The sequence below is a fragment of the Streptomyces sp. NPDC021622 genome, assembly GCF_040640795.1.
In the GTDB taxonomy this organism is placed as follows: Bacteria; Actinomycetota; Actinomycetes; order Streptomycetales; family Streptomycetaceae; genus Streptomyces.
In genome coordinates this window covers 1-20,466 of record NZ_JBFACK010000007.1, presented here as the reverse complement: position 1 = coordinate 20,466, position 20,466 = coordinate 1, and the positions used below count along the sequence as shown (strand labels likewise).

Below are 20,466 nucleotides of genomic sequence, written 5' to 3'. Positions count from 1 at the left end.
GCAAGGCAATGCCTGGGGCACAAGGTGACTGTGGGAGTGGGGAGTTCACGCCGCGTAGTCACAAGTCCTTTCGCTCCAGGCCCGCATGGACTTGGCTCGGACCTGGAGGCAGAGAGATGTCGGACAGCGGAACTGGGGGCGTTCGGCTCGACGAGCCCGCGGTGATCGGGCGTCGCGTCCTGCGTCTTCGTACGGAACTCGGGCTCACCCAGCGGCAGTTGGCCGAACCCGCATACACGCCTGCCTACGTCTCCACGCTGGAGTCGGGCAAGGTGAGGCCGTCCGAGGCGGCGCTGCGGCACTTGGCCGAGCGTCTCGGCGTCACGTCCGAGGAGCTGGCGACGGGGCGGCCCGCCCGCCTCGCCGCCGAGCTGCGCCTGCGCCTGACCGACGCGCGGCGCGCGCTGGCCACCGGAGCGCCGGAAGATGCCGCCCCTCTCTTCCGTGCCCTGTACGCCGAAGCCGTCGAACACGGTCTCCCGGGGGAGCAGGCCACCGCGCTCCTCGGCCTCGGCGACTGTCTTCTGGAGTCCGGGGAACTCGACGACGCGCACGAGTGCTTCGCCTCGGTGGAGCGGCTGCTCGCCGACGAGCCGCTGCCCCGCCGCGTCCCCGCCATCCGCGGCCGTGCCAACGCCCACCGGCTGACAGGTGAACTCCGTTATGCCTGCTACCTGTTGGAGACGGCGCTCGATCAGCTCAACGCCTCCGGACTGCAGGACCCGGACGCGCTGCTCCTCCTCTACACGGCATCCATCGCCCCGTACATGGACATGGGCGCACACGAGCGCGCCGCGCACGCCGCCGAACTGGCGATCGCGCTCGCGCCCCGCGTGGACGACCCCGCCCTGCTCGCCGGGATGCACCGCGGGGTGGCCCGTACGCTGATCGCCCAGGGCCGCATCGCCGAGGCCGACGCGTCGCTGGCCAAGGCCCAGGATCTCTACCGGCAGCTGCACATCCGCACCGAACTCGCCCACTGCCACTGGATGCGCGGCTACGTGCACGCCCAGGACGGCGACCTGGCGCGCGCCGAGAACGAACTGCGCACCGCTTACGACATGCTCACCGCCAAGCGGGCCGCGCTCTTCGCCGAACAGGTCGAGGTGGAACTCGCCGACGTGCTGCGCCGACGCGGCCAGGTCCAGGAGGCCGAGGCGCTTCTGAGGCCGCTGCTTGCCGTCGGCACGGAGGCCGCGGGGCCCACGGACATCCCGGAAGCGCGCTCCCTCGGGGCCGGACGCGGCACGGTGCACGTAGGCGCCGCGCACCGACTCCTTGGCCTCATCGCGGAGGAGTGCGGGGACACGGCGGCCGCCGAGGAGCACTACCGCGCCGCGCTGCCCCTGCTCGAACGGGCAGGCGTGGCAGGGGACTTGGCGGGCCTGTGCTGTCTCCTCGGCGACCTTCTCCGCAGGACGGGACGGACGGAGGCCGCCCTGGACGCCTACCGCACCGGCCTCGCCCACCGGGCCACCCCGGGCACGACGACGCTGGGGCCCGCGCCCGAGACGAGTGCCGCACCGCACGCGGCCATGTAAGGGCGGAGCGCGTCAGGGAGACTGCACACCTGCAGCTCCCGTTGCGGCTTCTCGCCGGACTGGGGCGTGCGTGCGTACCCAGAGGGTCTCGGCGTCGCGCTGTTCGAGGTGGCGTTCTGCTTTACGTGTCACGAATTTACGTGCCACGAAGTCCGCATGTATGGAACGGCCGTGCCGCCCGCGACGGCCACGCAGTTCTTCGAGGCGGGCGGCAACCTCCGTGGCTCACTGTTCCGCCACCCAGCTGCCGTGGAAGCCGAGCGGTACCCGGCCCGGCAGGTGGATGCGGGCGAGCGGGTGGCCGGTGAAGTCCTGGGCCGAGAGGACCACCAGGTCGGTCGCGCCGCGGTCGGGGTCGTTCACGTAGGAGAGGATGTAGCCGTCGTCCTCGTCCCGCGCGCCCCGGCGCGGCACGAACACCGGCTCGCTCGCCGCCGCGCCCTCCGGGAAGCGGTGCACCTGCTTGCTGTCGCGCAACATGTCATGTTTCACCAGGCAGTTGGTGAACTTCTCGTCCGGCGGCACCCCGTCGACCGTCTCGTACGCGCGCCACATCTCGGCCGCGCTCGCCGTGTACCCGAAGCGGTGCCGGCGGGAGACCAGGGATTCGTTGACGCGCGGGAACTCCTGCGGCAGATCGTCGATGCGGCTGCCGCGGACCCGGCCGGCGCGCAGATCGACCGTCCAGCGGTCGAGCGCAGGCGCGCCGGTCGCGGAGGGGCCGCCGCTGCCCCGGCCCGCCGCGTAGAACGGGGCGGGCATGGAGGTGTACTCGATCACCACCTTGTCGCCCTGGTCGTAGGCGTTGAGCGTGTGCGAGAAGTAGACGGGGTCGATCTCGAACCAGCGGGTGGTGCCTCCGGCCCGCGGCAGGATCCCGATGCGCATGGGGTGTCGCTCGTTCCAGATGTAGGGCACCGTGGCCCCCGCCTCGGCGGCCGCCGCGTCGAACGTGATCGGGACGTCCACGATCACCACGTACTTCTCGGTGAGGGCGAAGTCGTGCATCATCGGCGCGTCCGCCACCTGGACCTTGGTGGTCCGCACCACCCGCCCGGTCCGGTCGATCATGATGTGCCGTACGTGGTCCCAGGTCGGGTAGTACGCCACCGCGTGCAGTTCGTCCGCCGCCGCGTCGTACTTGGTGTGCGCGGTGAACGCGCCCCGCAGCGTGGAGCGGAAGTCGTACGGCCGCACGGTGTCAAGCTCGCCGTCCAACTCGTACGGCAGCGGCCCGCCCTCCTGGAGCGCCAGGATCCGCCCCTTGTAGGGGATCACATGCGTGTTGCACGCGAAGTCGTCCGGCGGCGCATCGCCCGGGTACCTCTCGCCCAGCTTCGTCGCCACCTGCGAGGAGCGCACCCAGCGGTTGCGGTACCACTCGGCGCGCCCGCCGCGCAGCCGCACCCCGTGCACCATGCCGTCGCCCAGCATCCAGTGGTGCGCCCGCGGATCCTCCAGGCCCAGCGCGTTCGGTCCTGTGCGCAGGAAACGGCCGTCCAGGTCGCGCGGCACACGTCCGGTCACCGGCAGGTCGAACACGGTCAACTCCTCGGTGACCGGAGCGAACGCGCCCTCCAGGAAGGGGAGCGACTTCTTGCCGCCGGCCGCCGCACCGGGCGTGGCAGCATGCGCCGCCGCGGCGCCGTGGCCGAGCCCGTACCCGCCGACCACACTGCCCGCCGCCGCGAGCGCCGCACCCTGGAGAATCCTCCGCCGCGTATGACTGGTCATCGTCTCTCCCCGTCCGTCGATTCGGGGCCCGGCTGGAACCGCCGGACCGTCCGCTGGCTACGGGAACAAGCCTGCGCCGATGGGGGCCGCGAGACAGGAGGTCTGGGGCCCGAGCAAGGGGTGGTGCTGACGCCACCCCGACCGGCGGGCGCCTTCCGTTCTGACCGGGATGGGCAGAGTCGTGCTGGACATGCGGCCGCGCAGGACGTCTGATGGTCCTGCGGTCTTCGGTACCGGACTCCAGCGTGAGAGGGCGCATGTCGCACAAGGACGACGAACCACGCGGGGGCGCACCCGGCGACCGACTGGGCGACATCGCCCTTCCCCTGGGCATCGTCGCCCTCGTGGGCTCCTTCATCCCCGTACTCGGTGACTTCGTCGCCGCGCCCCTCGGGCTCCTGGCCCTGGTCCTGGGGGCGTTGGGGGTGTGGAAGAACGAACGGGGCCTCGCGACGAACTTCGGCCCGTCGCTCATCGGCGCCACCCTCGGCGCCCTGGCCCTGCTCATCGTCCTGCTCCTGTTCGCCGTGACCCACTGAACGGCGGTCGCCTCCCGCTGCCTTGGGCGACAGCGGGAGGCGCGTGGCAGAAGGCGGTCAGCAGTCGGGCACGCCTTCGATCTTCTCCCCGCCGACCAGGTAGACATTGCTGATCCACAGGCCGTCACTGCCGCCGGGCAGCTCCACGTACGACCACCAGGTGCTCGATCCCTGGCCCGGCTCGGAGACGAAGTCGCCCTGCCGCTGGCAGAAGTCGATCAGCTTGCCCGGACCGAAGGTCGTCGGCGAGGGCGAGTTGACGAGCGGTTCGACGTGCAGGCGTACGTTGCTGGCCCAGACCTGGACCTCCTTGCCCGCCTCGGCCTGCTGCTCCGCCGCGGGCTGCACGGCGGCGGCCGGTGCGCTCTGCGCCGACGCCGACGCCGACGCCGACGCCGTCACCGGTGCGGCCAGCGCCAGCGCGCCGACGGCCGCCGCGAGCGCCACGGTCCGGCCCGTGCTCCTCAGAATCCTCATGTCTGTCTCCCCGTTGTTGGTTGGATGGTCGGTTCGGTCGTGTCGCTGTCAGGCGCCGCAGATCGGCACGCCGGGCAGCTGGTCGTCGGGCGTGTCCACGAAGTAGCTGGCGATCCAGCCGCGCGAGTCGCCCCGCTCGATGAAGACCCACCAGTCGTTGCCGCTCACGGCCTCGCCCTTGCGCTGGCAGCGGGCCTCGAACTGCTGGCCGGGCTGCAACTTGCCGGACACGGTCGGGCAGTTCCCCGGCGAGGGGAAGCCGTCGCAGGTCGCGGGCGACTGCGGGTTGTCGCGGACGTTCACGTCGGTCGCCCAGACGGTGAAGGCGGCCGCAGCACCGGCGTTCGGCGCCGGCTCGGCTGCGGATGCCGTACCCGCCGTCACGGCCAGGCTGCCCGCGGTCAGGGCAACTGCCGCCGCGGACCTGGTCAGAAAGGTACGTACGCTCATGTCGTTCTCCCCGTGTAGTACGTGCTCTCACGCGCTACACGGAGCGCGACTGCTTCCCGTATGACACCTGGAGCTGTGACCTGCATCACATGTGCGTTAGTGGGTGTCGCCGCCCCGAGCGCAGTCCGGAACCTCCGCGCTGTTGCGCGTCCGCACACCGGGGAGCCAGCCCTCCACGCCGAGCGCGGTGCGAACCAGGTACCACCGGGTGGACGTGATGCCCTTCTCGTCCTGGACGAGCGTGCCGTCGGTGACCACGCACTGTGCCTCGAGCCGGTCGCCGTGCCAGACGCGGGCCGCGCGGTTGCCGGGCGCGGCGTACCGCTCGTAGGGATCCTTGGCGACCCGCAACGCGCACTCCAGGGTGCGCAGTTCATGGCAGGCCGCCTCCGCGTTGTGCACCGTTATGGTCACGCCCCGCGTTCCTGCGGGCGGTGCCGGCCGGTCCTGCCCGCCGGGGCGCACCAGCCACCACGTCCCCAGGGCGATCGCGCCGACCAGCGCCGCCGCGACGACGAGGGTCAAGCGCGGACGGTGTCGCCCCGGCGTGCCGAGTACGGCGATGCGGTACGGCCGACGCCGTCGGCGCCCGGCGGGGGAGTCGGCCCGGATGCGGTCCCACAGCCCGTGGGGCACCTCGATCGCCTCGTCGGCGGCGCGCAGCCGCTCGCGCAGCACGGCGACTGCGGCGTCATCGGTGCGATCGGTGCCGTCCGGGGGAAGCTGCCCCGAGGGGCCCGGAGTTGAGTTCATGACGCCCTCCCGTCCTCGGGTCGCCGCCCGGGCTGCGATGTCTGCGGATCGGGCGCTTCGACCAGCATGCCGCGCAGGCTGTCCAGGGCGCGGGCGCGGTGGCGGGCCGCCGTGCCCCGGTGCACCTTCATGATCTTCGCGGCCTGGTCGATGGTGTAACCGTCGAGGTCGACGAGGATGACGACGCCGGCCTGCCGCGGCGAGAGCCTGCTCAGCAGCCGCATCGCCTCCCACTCGCCCTGCCGCCGCTCAAGACCGCCGTCCCAGGCGGCATCGACGAAGGCGCCCCCGTGTGCGCCACCGCTCTCGAGCGTCCGCACCCCGGTATGTGTCTCGACGTCCTCGATGAGCACCTGCCGTTTTTCTCGACGGTACGCGTCCCGCACGGCGCTCATCAGTGCCGAGAACGCGTAGGCGTAGGGCTCGGGGTGGGCGAGCAGCCGCTCGGGGCGGTTGGCGAGCTTGAGATAGGCCTCGTGCACGGCGTCCTCTGCGAGCTGCCGGGATCCGGAGAACATCACAGCCCTGCGATAGAGCCTGGGCAGCAGGCCGCAGAAGACGTCGTCGAACGTTGCCCGGTCGGACTTCGCGCCATCGGTCTGGTCTTTGCGCATAGCCGCGGGAGGCTACCCCGCCACGTGCCGCTCAATCCGGCGGGCCGTCAGTCCGCCCGGAAGGTGAACCGGGCGTGAAGTGCTTCGACTTGATCTACCACTATTGCCGCACACAATATGCACACCAGGGTGGCCGGCTGCAGGCCAGGGAATTCCCACGCTCCTTCATGTGGGCAAGTTGCCGAATACCTGGCCATATTTGGGGTGTTCCGCTGCCCGTGTAACGCGGCGGCGGCCATATGGCGCAGATATACACGGGCCCGCACGACGCCGGTGCGTGTCCCGTAAAGCGACGCGTCAGATTGGACACCCGTGAGCAATATCGACCCGATGCCAGGGCCCCACGGCTACGGCCGGCCCCCGCAGCCTCCACAGCGCCAGGAGCGGATCCCGAGCACTGCCCGGCGAACGGCCCTCGCCGTCCACACCATCGCTGACATCGCCGCCGTGTTCCTCGGTCTGTGGGTCCTGCTCTACCTGCTCGACGCCAACGAGGCCAACGTCTTCGTCGAATTCGTGCACGGGACGGCCGACTTGCTGGCCTGGTGGTCACAGGATGTTTTCACGATGGACACAGAAGGGCTTCGGGTTCTCCTCAATTACGGTCTGCCGGCCGTCATTTATCTCCTGGTGGGTCATGGGATCGCCGCGCGCCTCAGCCGGGCGTGACGGCATGCAGATCTCAAGTACGACAGAAATCAAGAAAAGGGCAGCCCAGTGACACCCACCTCAGCAGGAACCGATAATTTGCCGGTCTACGAGAACCTGGTTCGGGAACTCGGTGACGTCTTGGCGGAGTCCCGCGTGGTAGCCGCACAGACGCTGCACCAGGCGGCGCAAGCCGTCAACGGCCACGGCGGGATTCCCCCGGTGGCCGGTCCGGCAGCCGCACGCCCCGCACTGCCTGACGGGTCGGCCGGGGGCAGATAGCCGGCGAGGCCGGCCGGTCGTCGGCGTCAGCGGGTCAGCGGTTCATCGGGGTCAGCGGATCCGGGCGGGCCAACGCCTCGGACAGCGGCAGTCCGTCCCTCGCGGCAACGAGCCGACGCTCCCGTGGCTCGGCTCGCGTCCGCGGGCGGTACTTGGGTTCCTTGCCGCAACCGCACACCGATCGCCCTTCGTAGCGCAGCCCTTCGCCCAGGACCGCCGCGACCACCGACCATCCGCGGGCATCACGCCGGGGAGGCGGAGCGAAGTCATGGCCGGCGCGGACGAGGGGCCCAGCGCAGCACACCGGATCACCGTACCGAGCAGACCCTCAGGCGGACCATCCGTTTCTCCAGGCAGCGGTCAGAGGCCGGCGAGCAGGTCGTCCAGCGGGGCGGGTACGCGGTCGGGTTCGAGGGCCTCGACGAGTACGCGACCGTAGTGGATCTTGCGCCCCTTCTTGGTGCCGAGGAAGCGCCGCAGTTGCCCCTCTGCGGTGCGTCCCTGCTGGGCGGGCTGGCGCAGGAAGGTCTCCAGGGCGCGCAAGTCGCCCTCCGCCCGGACGAGTTCCTTCACCCGTGCCACGCCAAGCGCGCGGATGAGCTCGTCCTCCAGATCGGCCGAGCAGACGAAGAACCCGTCCTGTGCCGCACGGGCCCGCTCCAGGCCGCGGGAGTAGAAGCCACGCTCCGCCTCGTCGCACAGGCCCGTGAGGCGCAGGCCCAGGCCGGGCGGACCAAGGAGGTGGGCGAAGCGCGCGATGCTCATCGCGCCGCCCATCGCCAGGACACAGACTCCTTCGGCCGCCAGGTTCCGGCCGCGGCGAACGGCAAGCGCGCTGACCGCCGCGGCATCACTGGGCCCTTCCAGCAGGACGACCGACCGGACGGGCAGTTGCGCGGCCAGCTCGCGTGCGGGGTCGCCGGGGCCACCGGCCGCCCACGCGGCGACCGCCTCCTGGAACAACCCCATGTCAGCCATGAAGGGAGTCTCCGTCCTTTCCGGCCGGCACGGCAGGGAATTTCGCCGACGAGTCGATCAGCGGTGCGCGCTGGACTGCCCTTCGCGGCAGAGGCTGGTCAGCGCAGCGGCTGTGGTCAGCGGTGGCCGAGCACATTGACCACCTGGCCATTGGGGTCGCGGACGAAGAACCGCCGTACCCCCCACTCCTCGTCCTGCAGCGGGTGCACGATTTCCGCCCCGCTCGCCTGCACCGCCGCGTAGGCCGCGTCCACGTCGTCCACCTCGACGCTCATGTCGGGCACGACCGGCGCGCTCTTGTCCTGCGCCATGAAGGTGACCTGCGCCGTGGGGTTGTCGGGGGACGCGAGCGTCATGACCCAGCCCAGGTTCATGACCTCCTCGAACCCCAGGAGGCCGTAGAAATCCCGGCTCTCCTCCAGGGACTCTGACCGGATGTCGGGCATGACCCGGCGGATGGACATCGGCGTCTCCTGTCACGTGACGATGGGGGCGATGAGGGGGGAGGGGGGCGATGAGGGGCGATCACCCGAGGACGAGCGGGAGTTGCGCGGCCAGCGCGCCGAGTTCGGCCTTCTCCGTCTCGCTCGGGGCCCGCCGCCCGGTGCCGACAAGGAGCACGTCCTGGTCGGAGAACGACGCGGGGAACGAGGCACCGGCGATCTCCTCGACCATCTCGCGGCACCGGGCGAGCCCCTCGGCGGGCGGTCCCGCCACGTCCGGGAGGTGCGCGACCAGGTCGAGGTGGTGCAGCGTCCACTCCAGGACGTACGCGCCCAGATAGTCGCCCGCGGTGAGGACGAAGTCGCGGGTGGCCACCCGCAGGGCAGGGTCGGCGAGTTCGGCGGCGCGGCCTGCGGCGGAACCGACGTCGTCGAGGTGGAACTTGAGCAGCCACGGCTCTCCGTACGCGGCGGCGAGACGGACGATCAGCGCGTCGAGCGGGTCGTCGCCGGTCGGCGGCGTGTCGGCGACGTCCCAGTAGGTCACCGCATTCCGGGTCGGTTCGCCTTCGGCCGGGGTCACCAGGGTGATCAGTACGTCCTGGGCGTCGATGACCAGATGGCACACCAGGTCCCGTACGAGCCAGCCCGAACAGCCGGACGGCTGGGCGAAGTCCGCGTCAGAGAGGTCGGCGACCGCCGTCCGCAGAGCCGTCCACGAGTGTGAGAAGAGATCCACATCGGCACGGTAGTGCGGTGCCGCGAGAGCGGACAAGCGCATTTGCCGAGCGGCGGGTCCGTGGCGGCGGACCCGCCGCCCTTCGTCACCGCCGCCCGCCGAACTCCCAGGCGCGGACTTCGACGGCGGCGTAGCGGTCCTGGCTCAGGACGGCGCGTGCCGTCTCCGGGTCCGGGGCGCGGACCAGCGCCGCCGTCCCCAGCCACGTGGTGGCGTCGTCGGACAACAGCGGCCCGTACGCGATCAACTCGTCCCGGTCGGGCGGCAGGGCGACATCGGCGGCCGGCTCCGCGCCGAGGCCGAGCACCAGATACCGGTTGCCATCGGTGCGGCCGCCGGGGAAGTCCCACATGGTGCGCCCCAGCACATTGCGCCACCGGCGCAGCAGCACGTCCCGGTACGCGCCGGCCTGGTAGTTGGGCTCGTCGAAGGCGAACGCGCGTGCGGCGGCGGGGTCGGGCAGGTCGACGATGTGCACGCTGCCGGTGGGGGTGTCCCCGTCGTCGGCGAACGTCGGCCCGCGAGCGATCAACTGCTTCTCGTACGCGTCCATATAGGACCAGTGGGCTTCCACCAACTCGCTGCGCAACTCCCCGGAGCCGGGCCGGTCACGGTGGTAACAGAAGAACTCCATGCCCACAGTCTCTCCCTACAACGGGGGCAGCGCGGGGGAATTCAGATGCCCAGAATATCTACGACCCCAGCGAGGGAAGTGACCTCGTACGCGTGATAGAAGGGCGCCGACGGCTCGGTCCCTCTGTTCAGATACACCGTGTCCTTCACGCCAAGGTCTGTTGCCGACTGCAGGTCGTAACGCGGACTGGACGACACATGCATCGTCTCGTCCGGCCGGCAGCCCAGCTGTTCGTACATGAACTCAAACGCACGCAGCCGCGGCTTGTAGGCCTGCGCCATCTCCGCCGTGTACACCGCGTGGAACGGCGCGCCGAGCTTCGCGACGTTCTGATGGGCGTGCCTGTCCGCGGCGTTGGAGATGATGACGAGAGGGAAATGCTCGGCGAGCTTGGCTAGGGGCCCCGGGACGTCGGGGTGCGGCCCCCATTCCGGGACCTCCGCGAAAACCTTGGCGGGATCGCTCGGCCGGAACTCGACGCCGGTGCTGCGGCACGCCCGCTCGAAGGCTCGAGAAACGACCTCGTCGTACGGTCGCCAATCACCCATCACCTCATCGAGCTGATAGCAGCTGAACCGGTGGAGAAAGGCGTCAAGCTTCTCGGGCGGCGCCACGTTCTTGATCACCTCCCGGGCGGCGGACCCGATGGCGAAGTCCGTCAAGGTCCCGTACATGTCGAAGGTGATGAACCGAGGATCAAGACCGCTCAACGAACTTCTCCTTGTCGAAATTGCCCCTGCCGCGGCAGCGCCGCTACAGCATGCCGAATCAGCGCCGCTCAAGGGTCAACTGACCTGGCCGCCTCGCGATTCCCCGTCCTGGCCGCGGGCCTGAGCTGCCACACGTCTAGTCGTGTAAGGCCATGGAACTTCGGCGGGTGGGAAGGCGTTGGCAGAGGGACGCGCGGAAGGCGCGCGGACAAGCGAACGGTTAGCCGAGGTGGCACGGATGGCGATGTGGGACCGGATCAAGGACCAGGCCAAGGGTCTGCAGCAGCAGTCACAGGGGGCGCGGAGCTCCGGCGGTCACGGACGGTCGGGTTCGGGGTCCGGCGGCGGGTCGAAGGCTCAGCTCGTGGGCGTGCTCAAGTCCCAGCTCGGCTCCCTCAAGACGGAACTCAAGAGCGGTGCCTACCGGGACGCCAGCATGGCCATGTGCGCCCTGGTCGCGGCCGCCGACGGGTCGGTCGACCCGGCCGAGCGGCAGCATGTGGAGTCGCTGATCCTGCAGAACGACGTCCTGCAGAACTTCCCGCCGGATCAGCTGCGCCAGCGCTTCAACAAGCACGTCGACCAGTTGACGCTCAACTTCCAGCAGGGCAAGACCCAGGTCATGCAGGAGATCGCCAAGGCGGCGAAGAAGCCGATGGAGGCCAAGGCGGTCGTACAGACCGGCTTCGTGGTCGCGGGCGCGGACGGGTACATCGCCCCGGCCGAGGAGCAGGTCCTGCGCGAGGCGTGCGCGGCGCTGGGCGTGTCCCCGCAGGAGTTCGGCCTCTGACCGGGATCCGCTTTGCAGTCGGGGCCCGCACCTCAAGTAGAAGGTGCGGGCCCCGACTGGGTCTGGACGGGTCTGGACGGGTCTGGAGCAGGGCCGCAGTGCGCACACCCGTAGCTCGCACATTCTGCTGTTCATTCGAACACTGCAATGATAGAAAAGGGTTATGGGTGTCGCCAATCGTTTGGATCTGACCCTGCGATTGGTGCAGGGCTCCGACCGGGTTTCCGTGTCGGAGCTCTCCCAGCGCCTGGGTGTGTCGGAGATGACCGTGCGCAGGGACCTGGACGCGCTGGAGCGTCAGGGGCTTGTGCGTCGCGTGCACGGCGGTGCCGTGGCGACGCGTTCGCGGGCCGAGGATGCGGGATTCCTCGCGCGCGAGCCGTGGCAGGCCGCCACCAAGGACCGCATCGGCGGCGCCGTGGCCGCCTTGGTCGAGCCCGGGTCACGGGTCCTGCTCGACGCGGGGACCACGACGGTGCACGTGGCCGAGCACCTGGCGGCCCGGGCCCCGCTCGCGGTCGCCGTGCTGAGCCTGCAGGCCGCCGTCTGCCTGGCCGACCGGCCGGGGATCGAGCTGCTGGTCGTGGGCGGCCGCTCGCGGCCAGGTGAGCGTTCCTTTGTCGGTCCGCTGGCGCTGCGCACGTTGGATTCCCTGGCCTTCGACTGCTTCGTCATGTCCATCGGCGGCGTGCACGCCGAGCACGGCTGGTCGGAGTTCTCCCTGGACGACGCCGCCGTCAAACAGGCCGGACTCGCCCGGAGCGACCACACCATCGCGGTGGCGGACGCGACCAAGCTCGGCGTGCGCGCCTTCAGCAGGGTCGCCCCGCTCGACGCGGTGGACCGCTTCGTCACCGACCGGGCCGCCGAAGACGCCGACACGCACCCCAGCGGCCCGCAGACCATGGACGCCCTGCGCGATGCGGGCGTCGAGACCGTCCTGGCGTGACCCCAAGTCCCCGCCCCTGCCCCAGTGTTGAGGAGTGTGCCGTCGTGGCCGCCGATCCCCGTTCGCTGATGATCCTCGTCGCAGGTCCCTACCGATCGGGCACCGGCGACGACCCGCGCAAGCTCGAAGCCAACGTACGGGCGATGAACGAGTGCGCCCTCGCCCTCTTCCGCGCCGGGCACCTGCCCGTCACGGGTGAAGCCCTCGCCCTTCCGCTTCTGGACACCGCGGGGAGCACCGGGCCCGGCGACCCGCTGTTCGACGAGATCTTCCACCCCGTCGCCGAGCAACTGCTCGCCCGCTGCGACGCCGTACTGCGGATCGGCGGCCCCTCCGAGGGAGCGGACCGGATGGTCGCGCAGGCCCGCGCCCTGGGCACGGACGTCTACACCGACCTCGCCGACGTGCCGGCCGCCCGATGACCGCAGGCCTCGACACCCCCGACCGCCGCGGACGCACCGGCCTCGACCGGCACGGCCACGACCTGACGGGCAACCCGCGCGTGCGGATCCGCGACGTGGAGGTGCTCTCCTGCGACTGGTACGTCCTGCGCAAGACCACCTTCGACTACGAGCACAGCGACGGGCACATCAGCCGCGAGCAGCGGGAGACCTACGACCGCGGCGACGGGGCGACGATCCTGCTCCACAACGCCGACCACCGCACCGTGCTGCTCACCCGTCAGTTCCGCCTCCCCGCCTACGTCAACGGACACCCCGACGGCATGCTTCTGGAAACCGCCGCCGGACTCCTCGACGGGGAAAGACCGCAGGAAGCGATCCGCCGCGAAGCCGCCGAGGAGACCGGTCACGTCGTCGGCGCTCCCGAGCACGTCTTCGACGTCTACATGAGCCCCGGCTCCGTCACCGAACGCGTGCACTTCTACGCAGCCCCTTACGACCCAGCGGACACTCCCCGAGGCGTGACCGGAGTCGCCGCCGAGGGCGAGGACATCACCACCGTCGAGCTGCCCTTCGACGACGCGCTCGCCATGGTGCGCAAGGGCACGATCGCCGACGCCAAGACCATCATGCTGCTCCAATGGGCCGCCATCGACGGCCCGTTCCGCCCGGCCGAGCCGCCCACCGGCCACAACTGAGCCGGTATCAGCGGACGCGGTCGTAGACGAGAGCCAACGTGCCGTGTTCGCCCGCGGTGTGGGTGACGAGTTCCCACTGCCCGGCGGGCAGACCGTCGTCGAAGAGGCGCGGCCCGCCGCCGAGGAAGACGGGAAAGACGGTGAGCGCGAGGCGGTCGACCTGGTCGGCCGCCAGCAGCGCCTTGATGATGCTCGCGCTGGAGAGCACGAGGATGTCGCCGCCGTCGGCGGCCCTGAGGTCCGCAACCACCTCGGCGGTCGGCTTGTCGACGATCGTCGCCCGCTCCCAGGGCGCCTCGCCGAGGGTGGAGGAGAGGACCACCTTGTCGGTGTCGACGAGCCACCGGGCGAAGGCCTCGTCGCGCGGGTCCGCACCCTCCATGCCGATGACGGTGGGCCAGAAGCCGAGGAACCCCTCGGCGTTGACCCGCCCGAGCAGCGCCGTCGTCGCCGACTCGTGAAGGGCGGCCAGGTGGTCGCGGGCGACGTCGGTCACCGCGTACGGCATGACCCAGCTCATGTCGATCGGGTCGTCCGGCGCGGCGTAGTGGCCGTCGAGGGAGAGGCTCATGTTGGTGACGACCCGTCGGCCGGCCGTCGGCTTCTGCTCCGTCATTTCGCGCTCCTGGTCTCGGTGTTGGAGTTGGTGTCGCCGGTGGCGACGCCGTCGTGCGCGTCCGCGGCGAGTGCCGCCGCGAGTTTGTCGAGGCTCTGCCCGAAGCCGATCTCGATCCCCGCGATGAAGTCCGCGGAGTCCACCGTGCTGTCGGTGATCCGCCAGCGGGAGTCGAGGTCCGTGCCGGTCTCGGTGGGCCGCAGGTCCAGCTCGACGTGGGCGGTGAAGGCGAGGCTCCCGTCGGGCAGGAGCGGGGAGAGCCGGTAGGTGAGGCGCTCACCGGGGCGTACGTCGTCCACGACTCCCTCCGCGCGTCCGGCGGTCAGGTCCGAGCCGTCGGCGTCCTCGGCATCGCGGTACTCGTTGACGATCCGCCCGCCCGGACGCGCCTCGAAGACGAGCTCGGAGACGCGGAGGTCGTCGGGCGTCCACCATCGGGCGAGCAGGGAGGCCTCGGTCAGGTGGCGCCACACCAGCTCGGGGCGCCCTGCCAGCGACCGCAGGAACGTGAAGGAACGGCCGTCGGCCCACCCCGACTCCGCCGCGGCGAGCCGCTCGGCGCGGAGGGTGAGCCCGTATCGGTCATAGGTCCCGCGCGGACCGTCGACCTGGTCCGCGCTGTCGGCGAGCCCGTTGAGCGCGGCCGCCAGGTCCCGCAGGGGAGCGGACCGGAGTGCGTAGACGCGGCGCTGGCCGGTGCGCTGCGAGCTGACGATGCCGGCGCGCTCAAGGGTCTGCAGATGCTTGGTCGTCTGCGGCTGGCGCGCCTCGGCGAGCTGGGCGAGGACACCGACCGAGCGGGGCCGCTCGGCCAGCAGGCTTACGAGCCGCCAGCGGGCGGGGTCGGCCAGTGCGGTGAGGAGTGCGTCCATGGAGATGAGTATTCGCCATGGAGAATATTCGTGTCAAGGAATATCGCGAGGTGTGGGCCTGCCCTGTCCGGCTCCGGCAGTCCGCCCTAGTCCCGGTCGGCGACCTCGGCGACCTCACCGTCGACGCCGTCGGCGAAGTGCGCCAGCACCATCGCGACCAGCGCGTCGACATCGGCATCGGCCATCGGCGCACCGGTCATGCCCATCCGGTGCAGCAGGACCCCGACCACTACGTCGATGAAGAACAGGACCCGGTTCTCCGGCTCGCCGAGTGCGTCCTGGAGCGCGAGTCGGTACGGGTCCTGCAGTCGCGTGGACAGGATCTCGCGCAGGGCCGGATCGCTGACGGCGTCGCTGAACACGCCGGCGAACGCGTCGCCCACGCCGGGCTCGCCGATCTTCGCGGCGATCCAGCGGATGGTCGAGGACATGAGCTCGGCTCGATCGGCGCCGTCCAGCGGCGCCGGGCCGAACGCGTCCAGGAGGCAGTCCACGATCAGCGCGCCCTTCGTCGGCCAGCGCCGGTAGACCGTCGACTTCGCGACGCCGGCCGCGGCGGCGATGCGTTCGACGGTGGCGCGCGCGTAGCCGAGCTCGTGGACCGTGCTCAGCGTGGCGGCGAACACCACGTCATTGACTCCGGCGCGCGGGCGACCGGGTGGCCTGGCGGATGTGGGCGATGCCATTCCCGCACGATACCTGGTTTCGCTACCTTAAGTTTCGATACCTTAGGTCGCGTAACTCTCTAGGTTGAGGAGTAAGAACATGAGTGAGGTCACTGCTGTCCAACGACCGCCGGAGCCGGACTGGTTGGCGATGACGGCCGAGGAGCTGGCCGCCTACCGCGACGCGGAGAACCGCTTCCGGGCATCCGACGCGGCGCGAGCGGTCACCGGGGAACCGGATCCCGGTGCCGCGATTCACTGGCAGGACGTGGCGCTGCCCGGCCGTCAACTCCCGGTCCGGGTGTACCGGCCGGCCCCCGGGCGCGACGGCGCAGGCGCCGACAGGACCGAACTGCCCTTGGTGCTCCACGTACACGGCGGCGGATTCGTGGGCACGGCGGTGCAGTGTGACTGGGTCACCAGCCACATCGCCGCCCGACTGCCCGCGGTCGTCGTCTCGGTCGAGCATCGCCTCCTCGACCCGCGGACCCCGCTGTCGGCGGCCGTCGCCGACGGCTGGGACGTGCTCCAGCACGTGGTGAAGCACGCCGTGCAGTGGGGCATCGACCCGGCGCGGACCGCCGTGTTCGGCGAGAGCTGTGGCGCGTTGATCAGCGCCCTGGCGGCGATCCGGGCCAAAGGGGCCGGTCCGCAACTGCGGGCGCAGGTGCTGGTCAACCCTGCTGTCGATGTGACCGAGACGATGTTCGACCATCCCTCGGTCGCCGAGTACGCACACACCCCGACGCTCGCCGAGCCCCAACTGCGCCTGTTCCAGCGGCTCGCCGTTCCGGTGGGAGCCGACGCCCGCGCGCTCTCGCCGCTGTACGCGGACGACCTGAACGGCCTTGCCCCGGCACTCGTGGTGGTGCCGACCCACGACGCGGTGGCCGACCACGGCCGCCGCTACGCCGAACGACTGCAGGCGGCCGGGACGCCGACGCGGCTCACCGAATACCCCGGAGCGGGACACGCGTTCCTCAGCATGCCGGGCCTGGTGGAGCAGGCCGAGGCCGCGCGGACGGAGATACTCGAGTTCCTCCGGGCCTCCCTCGCCGCGCACACCGCGCGCGACGGGAGGGAGGCGCAGTGAAGCGCATCGGCATCGTAGGAGTGGGTGAGATCGGCCGGGCCATCGTGCTGGGGCTGTGCGACGGGGGTGGCGTCTCGGCGTCGTACGAGGTGTTCCTCTCTCCCCGGGGAGCCCGCACGGCCGCGGAACTGTCCGAGCGCTTCGAGGGCGTACGCGTGTGCGCCGACAATCAGGAGGTGGTGGACCGCTCCGAGGTGGTGATCATCGCCGTGCCGGGGCCGAAGCGGCACGAAGCGCTCGCCGGTCTTGCGGTGGACGGCGACAAGACGGTGGTCAATGTGATGGCCGGCGTCAGCAACGACGAGATGCGCGGGATACTCGCCACCGACGCCGCGTTGGTGCGGGCCATCCCGCTGCCCACCGCACGCGAACGCCGCTCCGTCACGGTGACGTTTCCGTCCCACCCTGAGGTGGACGCTCTCTTCGAGCAGCTGGGCGGGGCGCAGCCGGTCGCGGACGAGGCGGCCTTCGACGTCTACTCCGCGTTGACGGGGACGCTGACCACCCACTACTGGTACCTGGCCACGCTCACGTCATGGGCTGTCGACCAGGGGATAGCCGCCGATGACGCGGAGCGCTACGTCCGCAGCCTCTTCCAGGGTGTCGGCCGTTCCCTGAGCGACGAGACGCGCTCGCTGAGCCGGCTCGCGGCCGAGCATGAATCGCCGCAGGGGAACAACGAACGCATCCGCACCACTTGGTTCGACCCGGCCAACGCCGAAGCTCTCGGCAAGGCCCTCGACGGTCTCCTCGCCGATCTGAAGCGGCCCCGGGCCGAGGAGCGTCCCTTGGCTTGATGCGGCGCGCCCTGCCCTGGCCTGCTCGCGCCCAACTCAGCCCGCGCGCCCGGCGATGAGCAGGCCCAGGCCGTCCAGGATGCGTTGCAGGCCGAACTCCAGTGCCTCGTCCTGCCCGCCGTCCTTGGCCGTCGAGGCCAGCGCGGCGGTGAGGGCGGGGTAGCGCTCGCCGTGCGCCCGCATCAACTCGCCCAGCGTGGCGCTGAGTTGCGCCTCGGGTGCGCCCGCCGGACCGGCCGCGCGGGCCTGCTGGGTGATCTCGCGTACGTGGCCCGACAGCAGGACGACCGCGTCCATCCGCTCGGCGCCCGTGAGGTCGGTGCCGTCCAGTGCGGCGAGGGCCTGCTCCATCCAGGCCAGTTCCCTGGGGCCCATGATCCGCGGGCCGACGGTCGCGTCGAGCAGCCATGGGTGCCGGTGGAAGACGGTGGCCAACTGCCGGGCCCAGTCGCCCAGTTGCTCCCGCCAGTCGCGGCGAGGTCCGTCCGGCAGGGGGGCCTCGCCGATGGTGGCCTCCACCATCAGTGCGACCAGCTCGGCCTTCCCCGGCACGTACCGGTACAGCGCCATCTTGGTTACGTCGAGCAGGCCGGCGATCCGCTGCATGGACACGGCGGCCAGCCCCTCCGCGTCGGCGATCTCGCTGCCGGTCCGCGCGATGCGGTCCAGGCTCAATGCCGGCCTGGGGCCCCGCCTGGGTTTCGGCGGCGGGTCCCAGAGCAGTCGCGCCGTCTGGCTCCGCTCGTCGCTCATCTCGCCGCTCCCGTCTGCGGGTCTTGCAGGTCCTCAAAACTGTGTCTACGGTACACACTAATAATCAGTGTCCACTGGACACAGTTTTGCGGGGAGTGCTGTCCATGACCAAGAACGTCCTCATCTCCGGTGCCGGCATCGCGGGCCCGGCCCTCGCCTACTGGCTCGGTCGTCACGGGTTCAGACCCACAGTGGTCGAGCTCGCACCGGCCCTGCGCGCCGGCGGCCAGGCCGTCGATTTCCGCGGCGAGACGCATCTGACCGTGCTGGAGCGCATGGGCGTACTCGACAAGCTGCGCCGGATCCAGACCGGCGGCAGCCCGATGCGCTTCGTCGACGAGCAAGGGCGGCAACTGCTGCACCTTCCGGCCGAGTTCGCCGGCGGCGAGGTGGAAGTGCTCCGCGGAGATCTGTCCCAGGCGCTCTATGAACAGAGCCTCCCGCACACCGAGTACGTCTTCGGAGACTCGATCACCGGCCTCACCGAGACCGCCGCGGGGGTGCGGGTCACCTTCCGGCACGGCGCGCCTCGGGAGTTCGACCTCGTGATCGGCGCGGACGGGCTGCACTCCAACGTACGCCGCATCGCCTTCGGCCCCGAGGAGAACTTCGTAAGCCATCTCGGCTACTACGCCGCCACCTGGCAGCTGCCCAACTACCTGGGCCTCGGGCGAGGTTCGGTCGGCCACAACGCGCCGGGTCGGTTCGCCGCCGTCGGCAGCGGTCACCAGGACGCGTCGCAGGCCGGTGCCTTCTTCGTCTTCGCCTCGCCCCAACTGGCGTACCGCACCGACCCGGAGCAGCAGAAGACGCTGATCGCCGATGCGTTCGCCGGGCTCGGCTGGGAGGTTCCGCGGCTCCTCGACTCCCTGTGGCAGGCGCCGGAGCTGTACTTCGACTCGATCAGCCGGGCGGACGTGGACACCTGGTCCAGGGGGCGGATCGGCCTCGTCGGGGACGCCGCCTGCGGCGCGACCATCGGGGGCATGGGCACGGGAACCGGCGTGGTCGGCGCCTACGTACTGGCCGGCGAACTGGCGCTGGCCGACGGCGATCACCGCGCGGCCTTCGCCCGGTACGAGAACAGGATGCGCGGCTACGCCCAGGGCTGCCAGAAGGGCGGCGACCGCACCGGAAAGTTCCTCGCCCCCGCCACCGCGACCGGCCTGCGCCTCCGCAATGCCCTGCTGAGCAGGCGCTCGCTGCTCAACTGGATGCTCGGGCAGGGCGAGAAGGTCAGCACCCTCGCCCTGCCCGACTACCGGGCCGAACTCAGCAGGACCGGCAGGTGATCAGCCCCTGGCGCGCAGCGGCGAGGGGCGTCAGCTCGCGGGCGGCACCACCGAGGAGTGGTGGTTGACGATCAGCCACCGGCCGTCCCGCTTCTCGTATTCGAAGGTGTAGCGGGCCTCGACGGTGCGCTTCTCGCCGGTCTTCGCATCGGTGAGGTGGAATCTGTACAGGCCCGCGTCGATCGCCGAGTCGGAGTCGAGGATGTTGATGAGGCCGCGGACCTTTTCGCCCTGGGGCTTGTTCAGCTGGAAGTGCTCGAAGTAGTCGACGACCCCGGCATGGTCGGTGCGGATCTGCGGCGAGGCGGTGGGCAGCAGTACGGCGTCCTTCGCGTACCGCGCGGCGACGGTCTCGGCGTCGCCGGACTGTAAGGCCTTGTTCCATCCGTCGAAGAGCGCGGCGATCTGCTTCTCGGTGGGCTTGGCGTACGCGTTCTTGGCGGGCTCGGCGTACGCGGACTTGGGTGCTGCCGCGCGGGCGGCGCCGTCGGAAGCGGCCATGGCGACTCCCACGGTCACTGTGGCAGCCGCGGCGAGGGCGGTGGTGGTGACGACTGTGGCACGTATGCGGCTCTTGCGGTTCATCTCAACTCCAGTGCGGTAGCGGTCACTTCCGCCATTCGTGTCCTCTGTGGCGGGAGTGACCCCAGACTTGCCGAGCACTGGTCAGTGGTGATTCAAGAGATGTACAGGTTGTGGCCAAAGGTCGCCCATTTTCTGGTTCTCCGGTTCTGGGCGGCTAAGAGGCCCGGCGGTGCTCAGGCCGCGGGCTGCGCGAGGAAGACTCGCTCCAGCAGGGTGTGGAGGGTGTCGCGCTCCTGGGTAGTGAGGCGGTCCAGGCCCTCCTGCGTGGTGTGCATCTTGGCGCGGATCGCGTCGGTGGCGCGTTCGCCCTCGGCGGTCAGGACGACGTTCTTGACGCGTCGGTCGGAGGGGCTGGGCTCCCGGCGGACCAGGCCGCGCTTCTCCAGGCGGTCGATGATGCCGGTCATGTTCGA

At 70.6% G+C, this 20,466-nt stretch carries 26 protein-coding genes; 10 read left to right on the top strand and 16 right to left on the bottom strand.

The annotated features are described in order from the left end of the window. Nucleotides 1–116 precede the first annotated feature (116 nt). The gene (locus tag AB0G47_RS15480; protein WP_360769129.1) at nt 117–1,541 is read left to right on the top strand and encodes a helix-turn-helix transcriptional regulator; all 1,425 of its coding nucleotides are present in this window, start codon (nt 117–119) and stop codon (nt 1,539–1,541) included. A 225-nt stretch (nt 1,542–1,766) separates the two neighbouring features. Here the strand turns inward: AB0G47_RS15480 and AB0G47_RS15475 are convergent, their stop codons facing one another. Further along, the gene (locus AB0G47_RS15475; RefSeq protein ID WP_360769127.1) at nt 1,767–3,275 is read right to left on the bottom strand and encodes a carotenoid oxygenase family protein; all 1,509 of its coding nucleotides are present in this window, start codon (nt 3,273–3,275) and stop codon (nt 1,767–1,769) included. A 257-nt stretch (nt 3,276–3,532) separates the two neighbouring features. Between AB0G47_RS15475 and AB0G47_RS15470 the strand changes: the two genes are divergently transcribed. Beyond that, nucleotides 3,533–3,814: a hypothetical protein gene (locus AB0G47_RS15470; protein WP_360769124.1), complete on the top strand. Its 282-nt coding sequence runs from the start codon at nt 3,533–3,535 to the stop codon at nt 3,812–3,814. A gap of 57 nt (nt 3,815–3,871) precedes the next feature. Here the strand turns inward: AB0G47_RS15470 and AB0G47_RS15465 are convergent, their stop codons facing one another. The 4 genes from AB0G47_RS15465 to AB0G47_RS15450 all read right to left on the bottom strand — a co-directional run bounded on the left by AB0G47_RS15465 (nt 3,872) and on the right by AB0G47_RS15450 (nt 6,108). Then, nucleotides 3,872–4,291 (bottom strand): peptidase M23, encoded by a 420-nt coding sequence (locus AB0G47_RS15465; protein ID WP_360769121.1) that lies wholly within the window; start codon nt 4,289–4,291, stop codon nt 3,872–3,874. Between the two features lie 48 nt (nt 4,292–4,339). Beyond that, nucleotides 4,340–4,741 (bottom strand): hypothetical protein, encoded by a 402-nt coding sequence (locus AB0G47_RS15460; protein ID WP_360769118.1) that lies wholly within the window; start codon nt 4,739–4,741, stop codon nt 4,340–4,342. A gap of 96 nt (nt 4,742–4,837) precedes the next feature. Continuing rightward, nucleotides 4,838–5,494 (bottom strand): hypothetical protein, encoded by a 657-nt coding sequence (locus AB0G47_RS15455; RefSeq protein WP_360769116.1) that lies wholly within the window; start codon nt 5,492–5,494, stop codon nt 4,838–4,840. Continuing rightward, on the bottom strand, nt 5,491–6,108 hold the full coding sequence (locus AB0G47_RS15450; protein ID WP_360769113.1) for an RNA polymerase sigma factor: 618 nt from the start codon (nt 6,106–6,108) through the stop codon (nt 5,491–5,493). Before AB0G47_RS15450 ends, AB0G47_RS15455 begins: the two co-directional genes overlap by 4 nt. Before the next feature lie 312 nt (nt 6,109–6,420). On the opposite strand from AB0G47_RS15450, the gene AB0G47_RS15445 reads away from it, so the two are divergent. Continuing rightward, on the top strand, nt 6,421–6,777 hold the full coding sequence (locus tag AB0G47_RS15445; RefSeq protein WP_360769110.1) for a hypothetical protein: 357 nt from the start codon (nt 6,421–6,423) through the stop codon (nt 6,775–6,777). A 621-nt stretch (nt 6,778–7,398) separates the two neighbouring features. On the opposite strand, the gene AB0G47_RS15440 is transcribed toward AB0G47_RS15445, so the two are convergent. The 5 genes from AB0G47_RS15440 to AB0G47_RS15420 all read right to left on the bottom strand — a co-directional run bounded on the left by AB0G47_RS15440 (nt 7,399) and on the right by AB0G47_RS15420 (nt 10,542). Next, nucleotides 7,399–8,016, bottom strand: coding sequence for a TOPRIM nucleotidyl transferase/hydrolase domain-containing protein (locus tag AB0G47_RS15440; protein WP_360769107.1), 618 nt, complete (start codon nt 8,014–8,016; stop codon nt 7,399–7,401). A 116-nt stretch (nt 8,017–8,132) separates the two neighbouring features. Further along, nucleotides 8,133–8,480, bottom strand: a complete 348-nt coding sequence (locus tag AB0G47_RS15435; protein WP_360769104.1) for a VOC family protein — start codon at nt 8,478–8,480, stop codon at nt 8,133–8,135. 61 nt (nt 8,481–8,541) lie between these two features. Continuing rightward, complete coding sequence (locus AB0G47_RS15430; RefSeq protein WP_360769101.1) at nt 8,542–9,198, bottom strand: maleylpyruvate isomerase N-terminal domain-containing protein; 657 nt, start codon at nt 9,196–9,198, stop codon at nt 8,542–8,544. 85 nt (nt 9,199–9,283) lie between these two features. Then, a complete protein-coding gene (locus AB0G47_RS15425; RefSeq protein ID WP_360769098.1) occupies nt 9,284–9,832 on the bottom strand; it encodes a YciI family protein in 549 nt (182 codons plus the stop codon). Between the two features lie 41 nt (nt 9,833–9,873). Beyond that, on the bottom strand, nt 9,874–10,542 hold the full coding sequence (locus tag AB0G47_RS15420; RefSeq protein WP_360769095.1) for a haloacid dehalogenase type II: 669 nt from the start codon (nt 10,540–10,542) through the stop codon (nt 9,874–9,876). 238 nt (nt 10,543–10,780) lie between these two features. Between AB0G47_RS15420 and AB0G47_RS15415 the strand changes: the two genes are divergently transcribed. The 4 genes from AB0G47_RS15415 to AB0G47_RS15400 all read left to right on the top strand — a co-directional run bounded on the left by AB0G47_RS15415 (nt 10,781) and on the right by AB0G47_RS15400 (nt 13,380). After that, nucleotides 10,781–11,332 (top strand): tellurite resistance TerB family protein, encoded by a 552-nt coding sequence (locus AB0G47_RS15415; protein WP_360769092.1) that lies wholly within the window; start codon nt 10,781–10,783, stop codon nt 11,330–11,332. 163 nt (nt 11,333–11,495) lie between these two features. After that, entirely contained in the window at nt 11,496–12,281 is a 786-nt protein-coding gene (locus tag AB0G47_RS15410) for a DeoR/GlpR family DNA-binding transcription regulator (RefSeq protein WP_360769089.1), read from the top strand. A gap of 68 nt (nt 12,282–12,349) precedes the next feature. Then, nucleotides 12,350–12,703: a DUF4406 domain-containing protein gene (locus AB0G47_RS15405; protein WP_360769960.1), complete on the top strand. Its 354-nt coding sequence runs from the start codon at nt 12,350–12,352 to the stop codon at nt 12,701–12,703. Then, on the top strand, nt 12,700–13,380 hold the full coding sequence (locus tag AB0G47_RS15400; RefSeq protein WP_360769086.1) for an NUDIX domain-containing protein: 681 nt from the start codon (nt 12,700–12,702) through the stop codon (nt 13,378–13,380). Before AB0G47_RS15405 ends, AB0G47_RS15400 begins: the two co-directional genes overlap by 4 nt. Before the next feature lie 7 nt (nt 13,381–13,387). On the opposite strand, the gene AB0G47_RS15395 is transcribed toward AB0G47_RS15400, so the two are convergent. The 3 genes from AB0G47_RS15395 to AB0G47_RS15385 all read right to left on the bottom strand — a co-directional run bounded on the left by AB0G47_RS15395 (nt 13,388) and on the right by AB0G47_RS15385 (nt 15,554). Further along, complete coding sequence (locus tag AB0G47_RS15395; RefSeq protein ID WP_360769084.1) at nt 13,388–13,996, bottom strand: dihydrofolate reductase family protein; 609 nt, start codon at nt 13,994–13,996, stop codon at nt 13,388–13,390. Next, on the bottom strand, nt 13,993–14,868 hold the full coding sequence (locus AB0G47_RS15390) for a metalloregulator ArsR/SmtB family transcription factor (protein ID WP_360769081.1): 876 nt from the start codon (nt 14,866–14,868) through the stop codon (nt 13,993–13,995). Before AB0G47_RS15390 ends, AB0G47_RS15395 begins: the two co-directional genes overlap by 4 nt. Nucleotides 14,869–14,954: 86 nt before the next feature. Continuing rightward, a complete protein-coding gene (locus tag AB0G47_RS15385) occupies nt 14,955–15,554 on the bottom strand; it encodes a TetR/AcrR family transcriptional regulator (RefSeq protein ID WP_360769079.1) in 600 nt (199 codons plus the stop codon). Between the two features lie 79 nt (nt 15,555–15,633). Between AB0G47_RS15385 and AB0G47_RS15380 the strand changes: the two genes are divergently transcribed. Beyond that, a complete protein-coding gene (locus AB0G47_RS15380; RefSeq protein ID WP_360769077.1) occupies nt 15,634–16,626 on the top strand; it encodes an alpha/beta hydrolase in 993 nt (330 codons plus the stop codon). Beyond that, the gene (locus AB0G47_RS15375; protein WP_360769074.1) at nt 16,623–17,423 is read left to right on the top strand and encodes an NAD(P)-binding domain-containing protein; all 801 of its coding nucleotides are present in this window, start codon (nt 16,623–16,625) and stop codon (nt 17,421–17,423) included. The genes AB0G47_RS15380 and AB0G47_RS15375 overlap by 4 nt, the downstream gene beginning before the upstream one ends. Nucleotides 17,424–17,459: 36 nt before the next feature. Here AB0G47_RS15375 and AB0G47_RS15370 read toward each other — a convergent pair whose 3' ends face one another. After that, nucleotides 17,460–18,176 (bottom strand): TetR/AcrR family transcriptional regulator C-terminal domain-containing protein, encoded by a 717-nt coding sequence (locus AB0G47_RS15370; RefSeq protein WP_360769072.1) that lies wholly within the window; start codon nt 18,174–18,176, stop codon nt 17,460–17,462. A 104-nt stretch (nt 18,177–18,280) separates the two neighbouring features. Between AB0G47_RS15370 and AB0G47_RS15365 the strand changes: the two genes are divergently transcribed. After that, entirely contained in the window at nt 18,281–19,468 is a 1,188-nt protein-coding gene (locus AB0G47_RS15365; protein ID WP_360769069.1) for an FAD-dependent monooxygenase, read from the top strand. Nucleotides 19,469–19,498: 30 nt separating this feature from the next. Here the strand turns inward: AB0G47_RS15365 and AB0G47_RS15360 are convergent, their stop codons facing one another. Continuing rightward, nucleotides 19,499–20,053, bottom strand: a complete 555-nt coding sequence (locus tag AB0G47_RS15360) for an SgcJ/EcaC family oxidoreductase (protein ID WP_360769066.1) — start codon at nt 20,051–20,053, stop codon at nt 19,499–19,501. Nucleotides 20,054–20,226: 173 nt separating this feature from the next. Next, on the bottom strand, nt 20,227–20,466 hold a 240-nt coding region (locus tag AB0G47_RS15355), incomplete at its 5' end, for a MarR family transcriptional regulator (protein WP_360769064.1).

Coding starts and splice junctions, on each gene's coding strand:
- AB0G47_RS15480 (WP_360769129.1), top strand. CDS start 117: ATGTCGGACAGCGGAACTGGGGGCGTTCGGCTCGACGAGCCCGCGGTG.
- AB0G47_RS15390 (WP_360769081.1), bottom strand. CDS start 14,868: ATGGACGCACTCCTCACCGCACTGGCCGACCCCGCCCGCTGGCGGCTC.
- AB0G47_RS15410 (WP_360769089.1), top strand. CDS start 11,496: ATGGGTGTCGCCAATCGTTTGGATCTGACCCTGCGATTGGTGCAGGGC.
- AB0G47_RS15435 (WP_360769104.1), bottom strand. CDS start 8,480: ATGTCCATCCGCCGGGTCATGCCCGACATCCGGTCAGAGTCCCTGGAG.
- AB0G47_RS15450 (WP_360769113.1), bottom strand. CDS start 6,108: ATGCGCAAAGACCAGACCGATGGCGCGAAGTCCGACCGGGCAACGTTC.
- AB0G47_RS15365 (WP_360769069.1), top strand. CDS start 18,281: ATGACCAAGAACGTCCTCATCTCCGGTGCCGGCATCGCGGGCCCGGCC.
- AB0G47_RS15475 (WP_360769127.1), bottom strand. CDS start 3,275: ATGACCAGTCATACGCGGCGGAGGATTCTCCAGGGTGCGGCGCTCGCG.
- AB0G47_RS15400 (WP_360769086.1), top strand. CDS start 12,700: ATGACCGCAGGCCTCGACACCCCCGACCGCCGCGGACGCACCGGCCTC.
- AB0G47_RS15465 (WP_360769121.1), bottom strand. CDS start 4,291: ATGAGGATTCTGAGGAGCACGGGCCGGACCGTGGCGCTCGCGGCGGCC.
- AB0G47_RS15460 (WP_360769118.1), bottom strand. CDS start 4,741: ATGAGCGTACGTACCTTTCTGACCAGGTCCGCGGCGGCAGTTGCCCTG.
- AB0G47_RS15425 (WP_360769098.1), bottom strand. CDS start 9,832: ATGGAGTTCTTCTGTTACCACCGTGACCGGCCCGGCTCCGGGGAGTTG.
- AB0G47_RS15370 (WP_360769072.1), bottom strand. CDS start 18,176: ATGAGCGACGAGCGGAGCCAGACGGCGCGACTGCTCTGGGACCCGCCG.
- AB0G47_RS15415 (WP_360769092.1), top strand. CDS start 10,781: ATGGCGATGTGGGACCGGATCAAGGACCAGGCCAAGGGTCTGCAGCAG.
- AB0G47_RS15470 (WP_360769124.1), top strand. CDS start 3,533: ATGTCGCACAAGGACGACGAACCACGCGGGGGCGCACCCGGCGACCGA.
- AB0G47_RS15440 (WP_360769107.1), bottom strand. CDS start 8,016: ATGGCTGACATGGGGTTGTTCCAGGAGGCGGTCGCCGCGTGGGCGGCC.
- AB0G47_RS15385 (WP_360769079.1), bottom strand. CDS start 15,554: ATGGCATCGCCCACATCCGCCAGGCCACCCGGTCGCCCGCGCGCCGGA.
- AB0G47_RS15405 (WP_360769960.1), top strand. CDS start 12,350: ATGATCCTCGTCGCAGGTCCCTACCGATCGGGCACCGGCGACGACCCG.
- AB0G47_RS15455 (WP_360769116.1), bottom strand. CDS start 5,494: ATGAACTCAACTCCGGGCCCCTCGGGGCAGCTTCCCCCGGACGGCACC.
- AB0G47_RS15395 (WP_360769084.1), bottom strand. CDS start 13,996: ATGACGGAGCAGAAGCCGACGGCCGGCCGACGGGTCGTCACCAACATG.
- AB0G47_RS15380 (WP_360769077.1), top strand. CDS start 15,634: ATGAGTGAGGTCACTGCTGTCCAACGACCGCCGGAGCCGGACTGGTTG.
- AB0G47_RS15360 (WP_360769066.1), bottom strand. CDS start 20,053: ATGAACCGCAAGAGCCGCATACGTGCCACAGTCGTCACCACCACCGCC.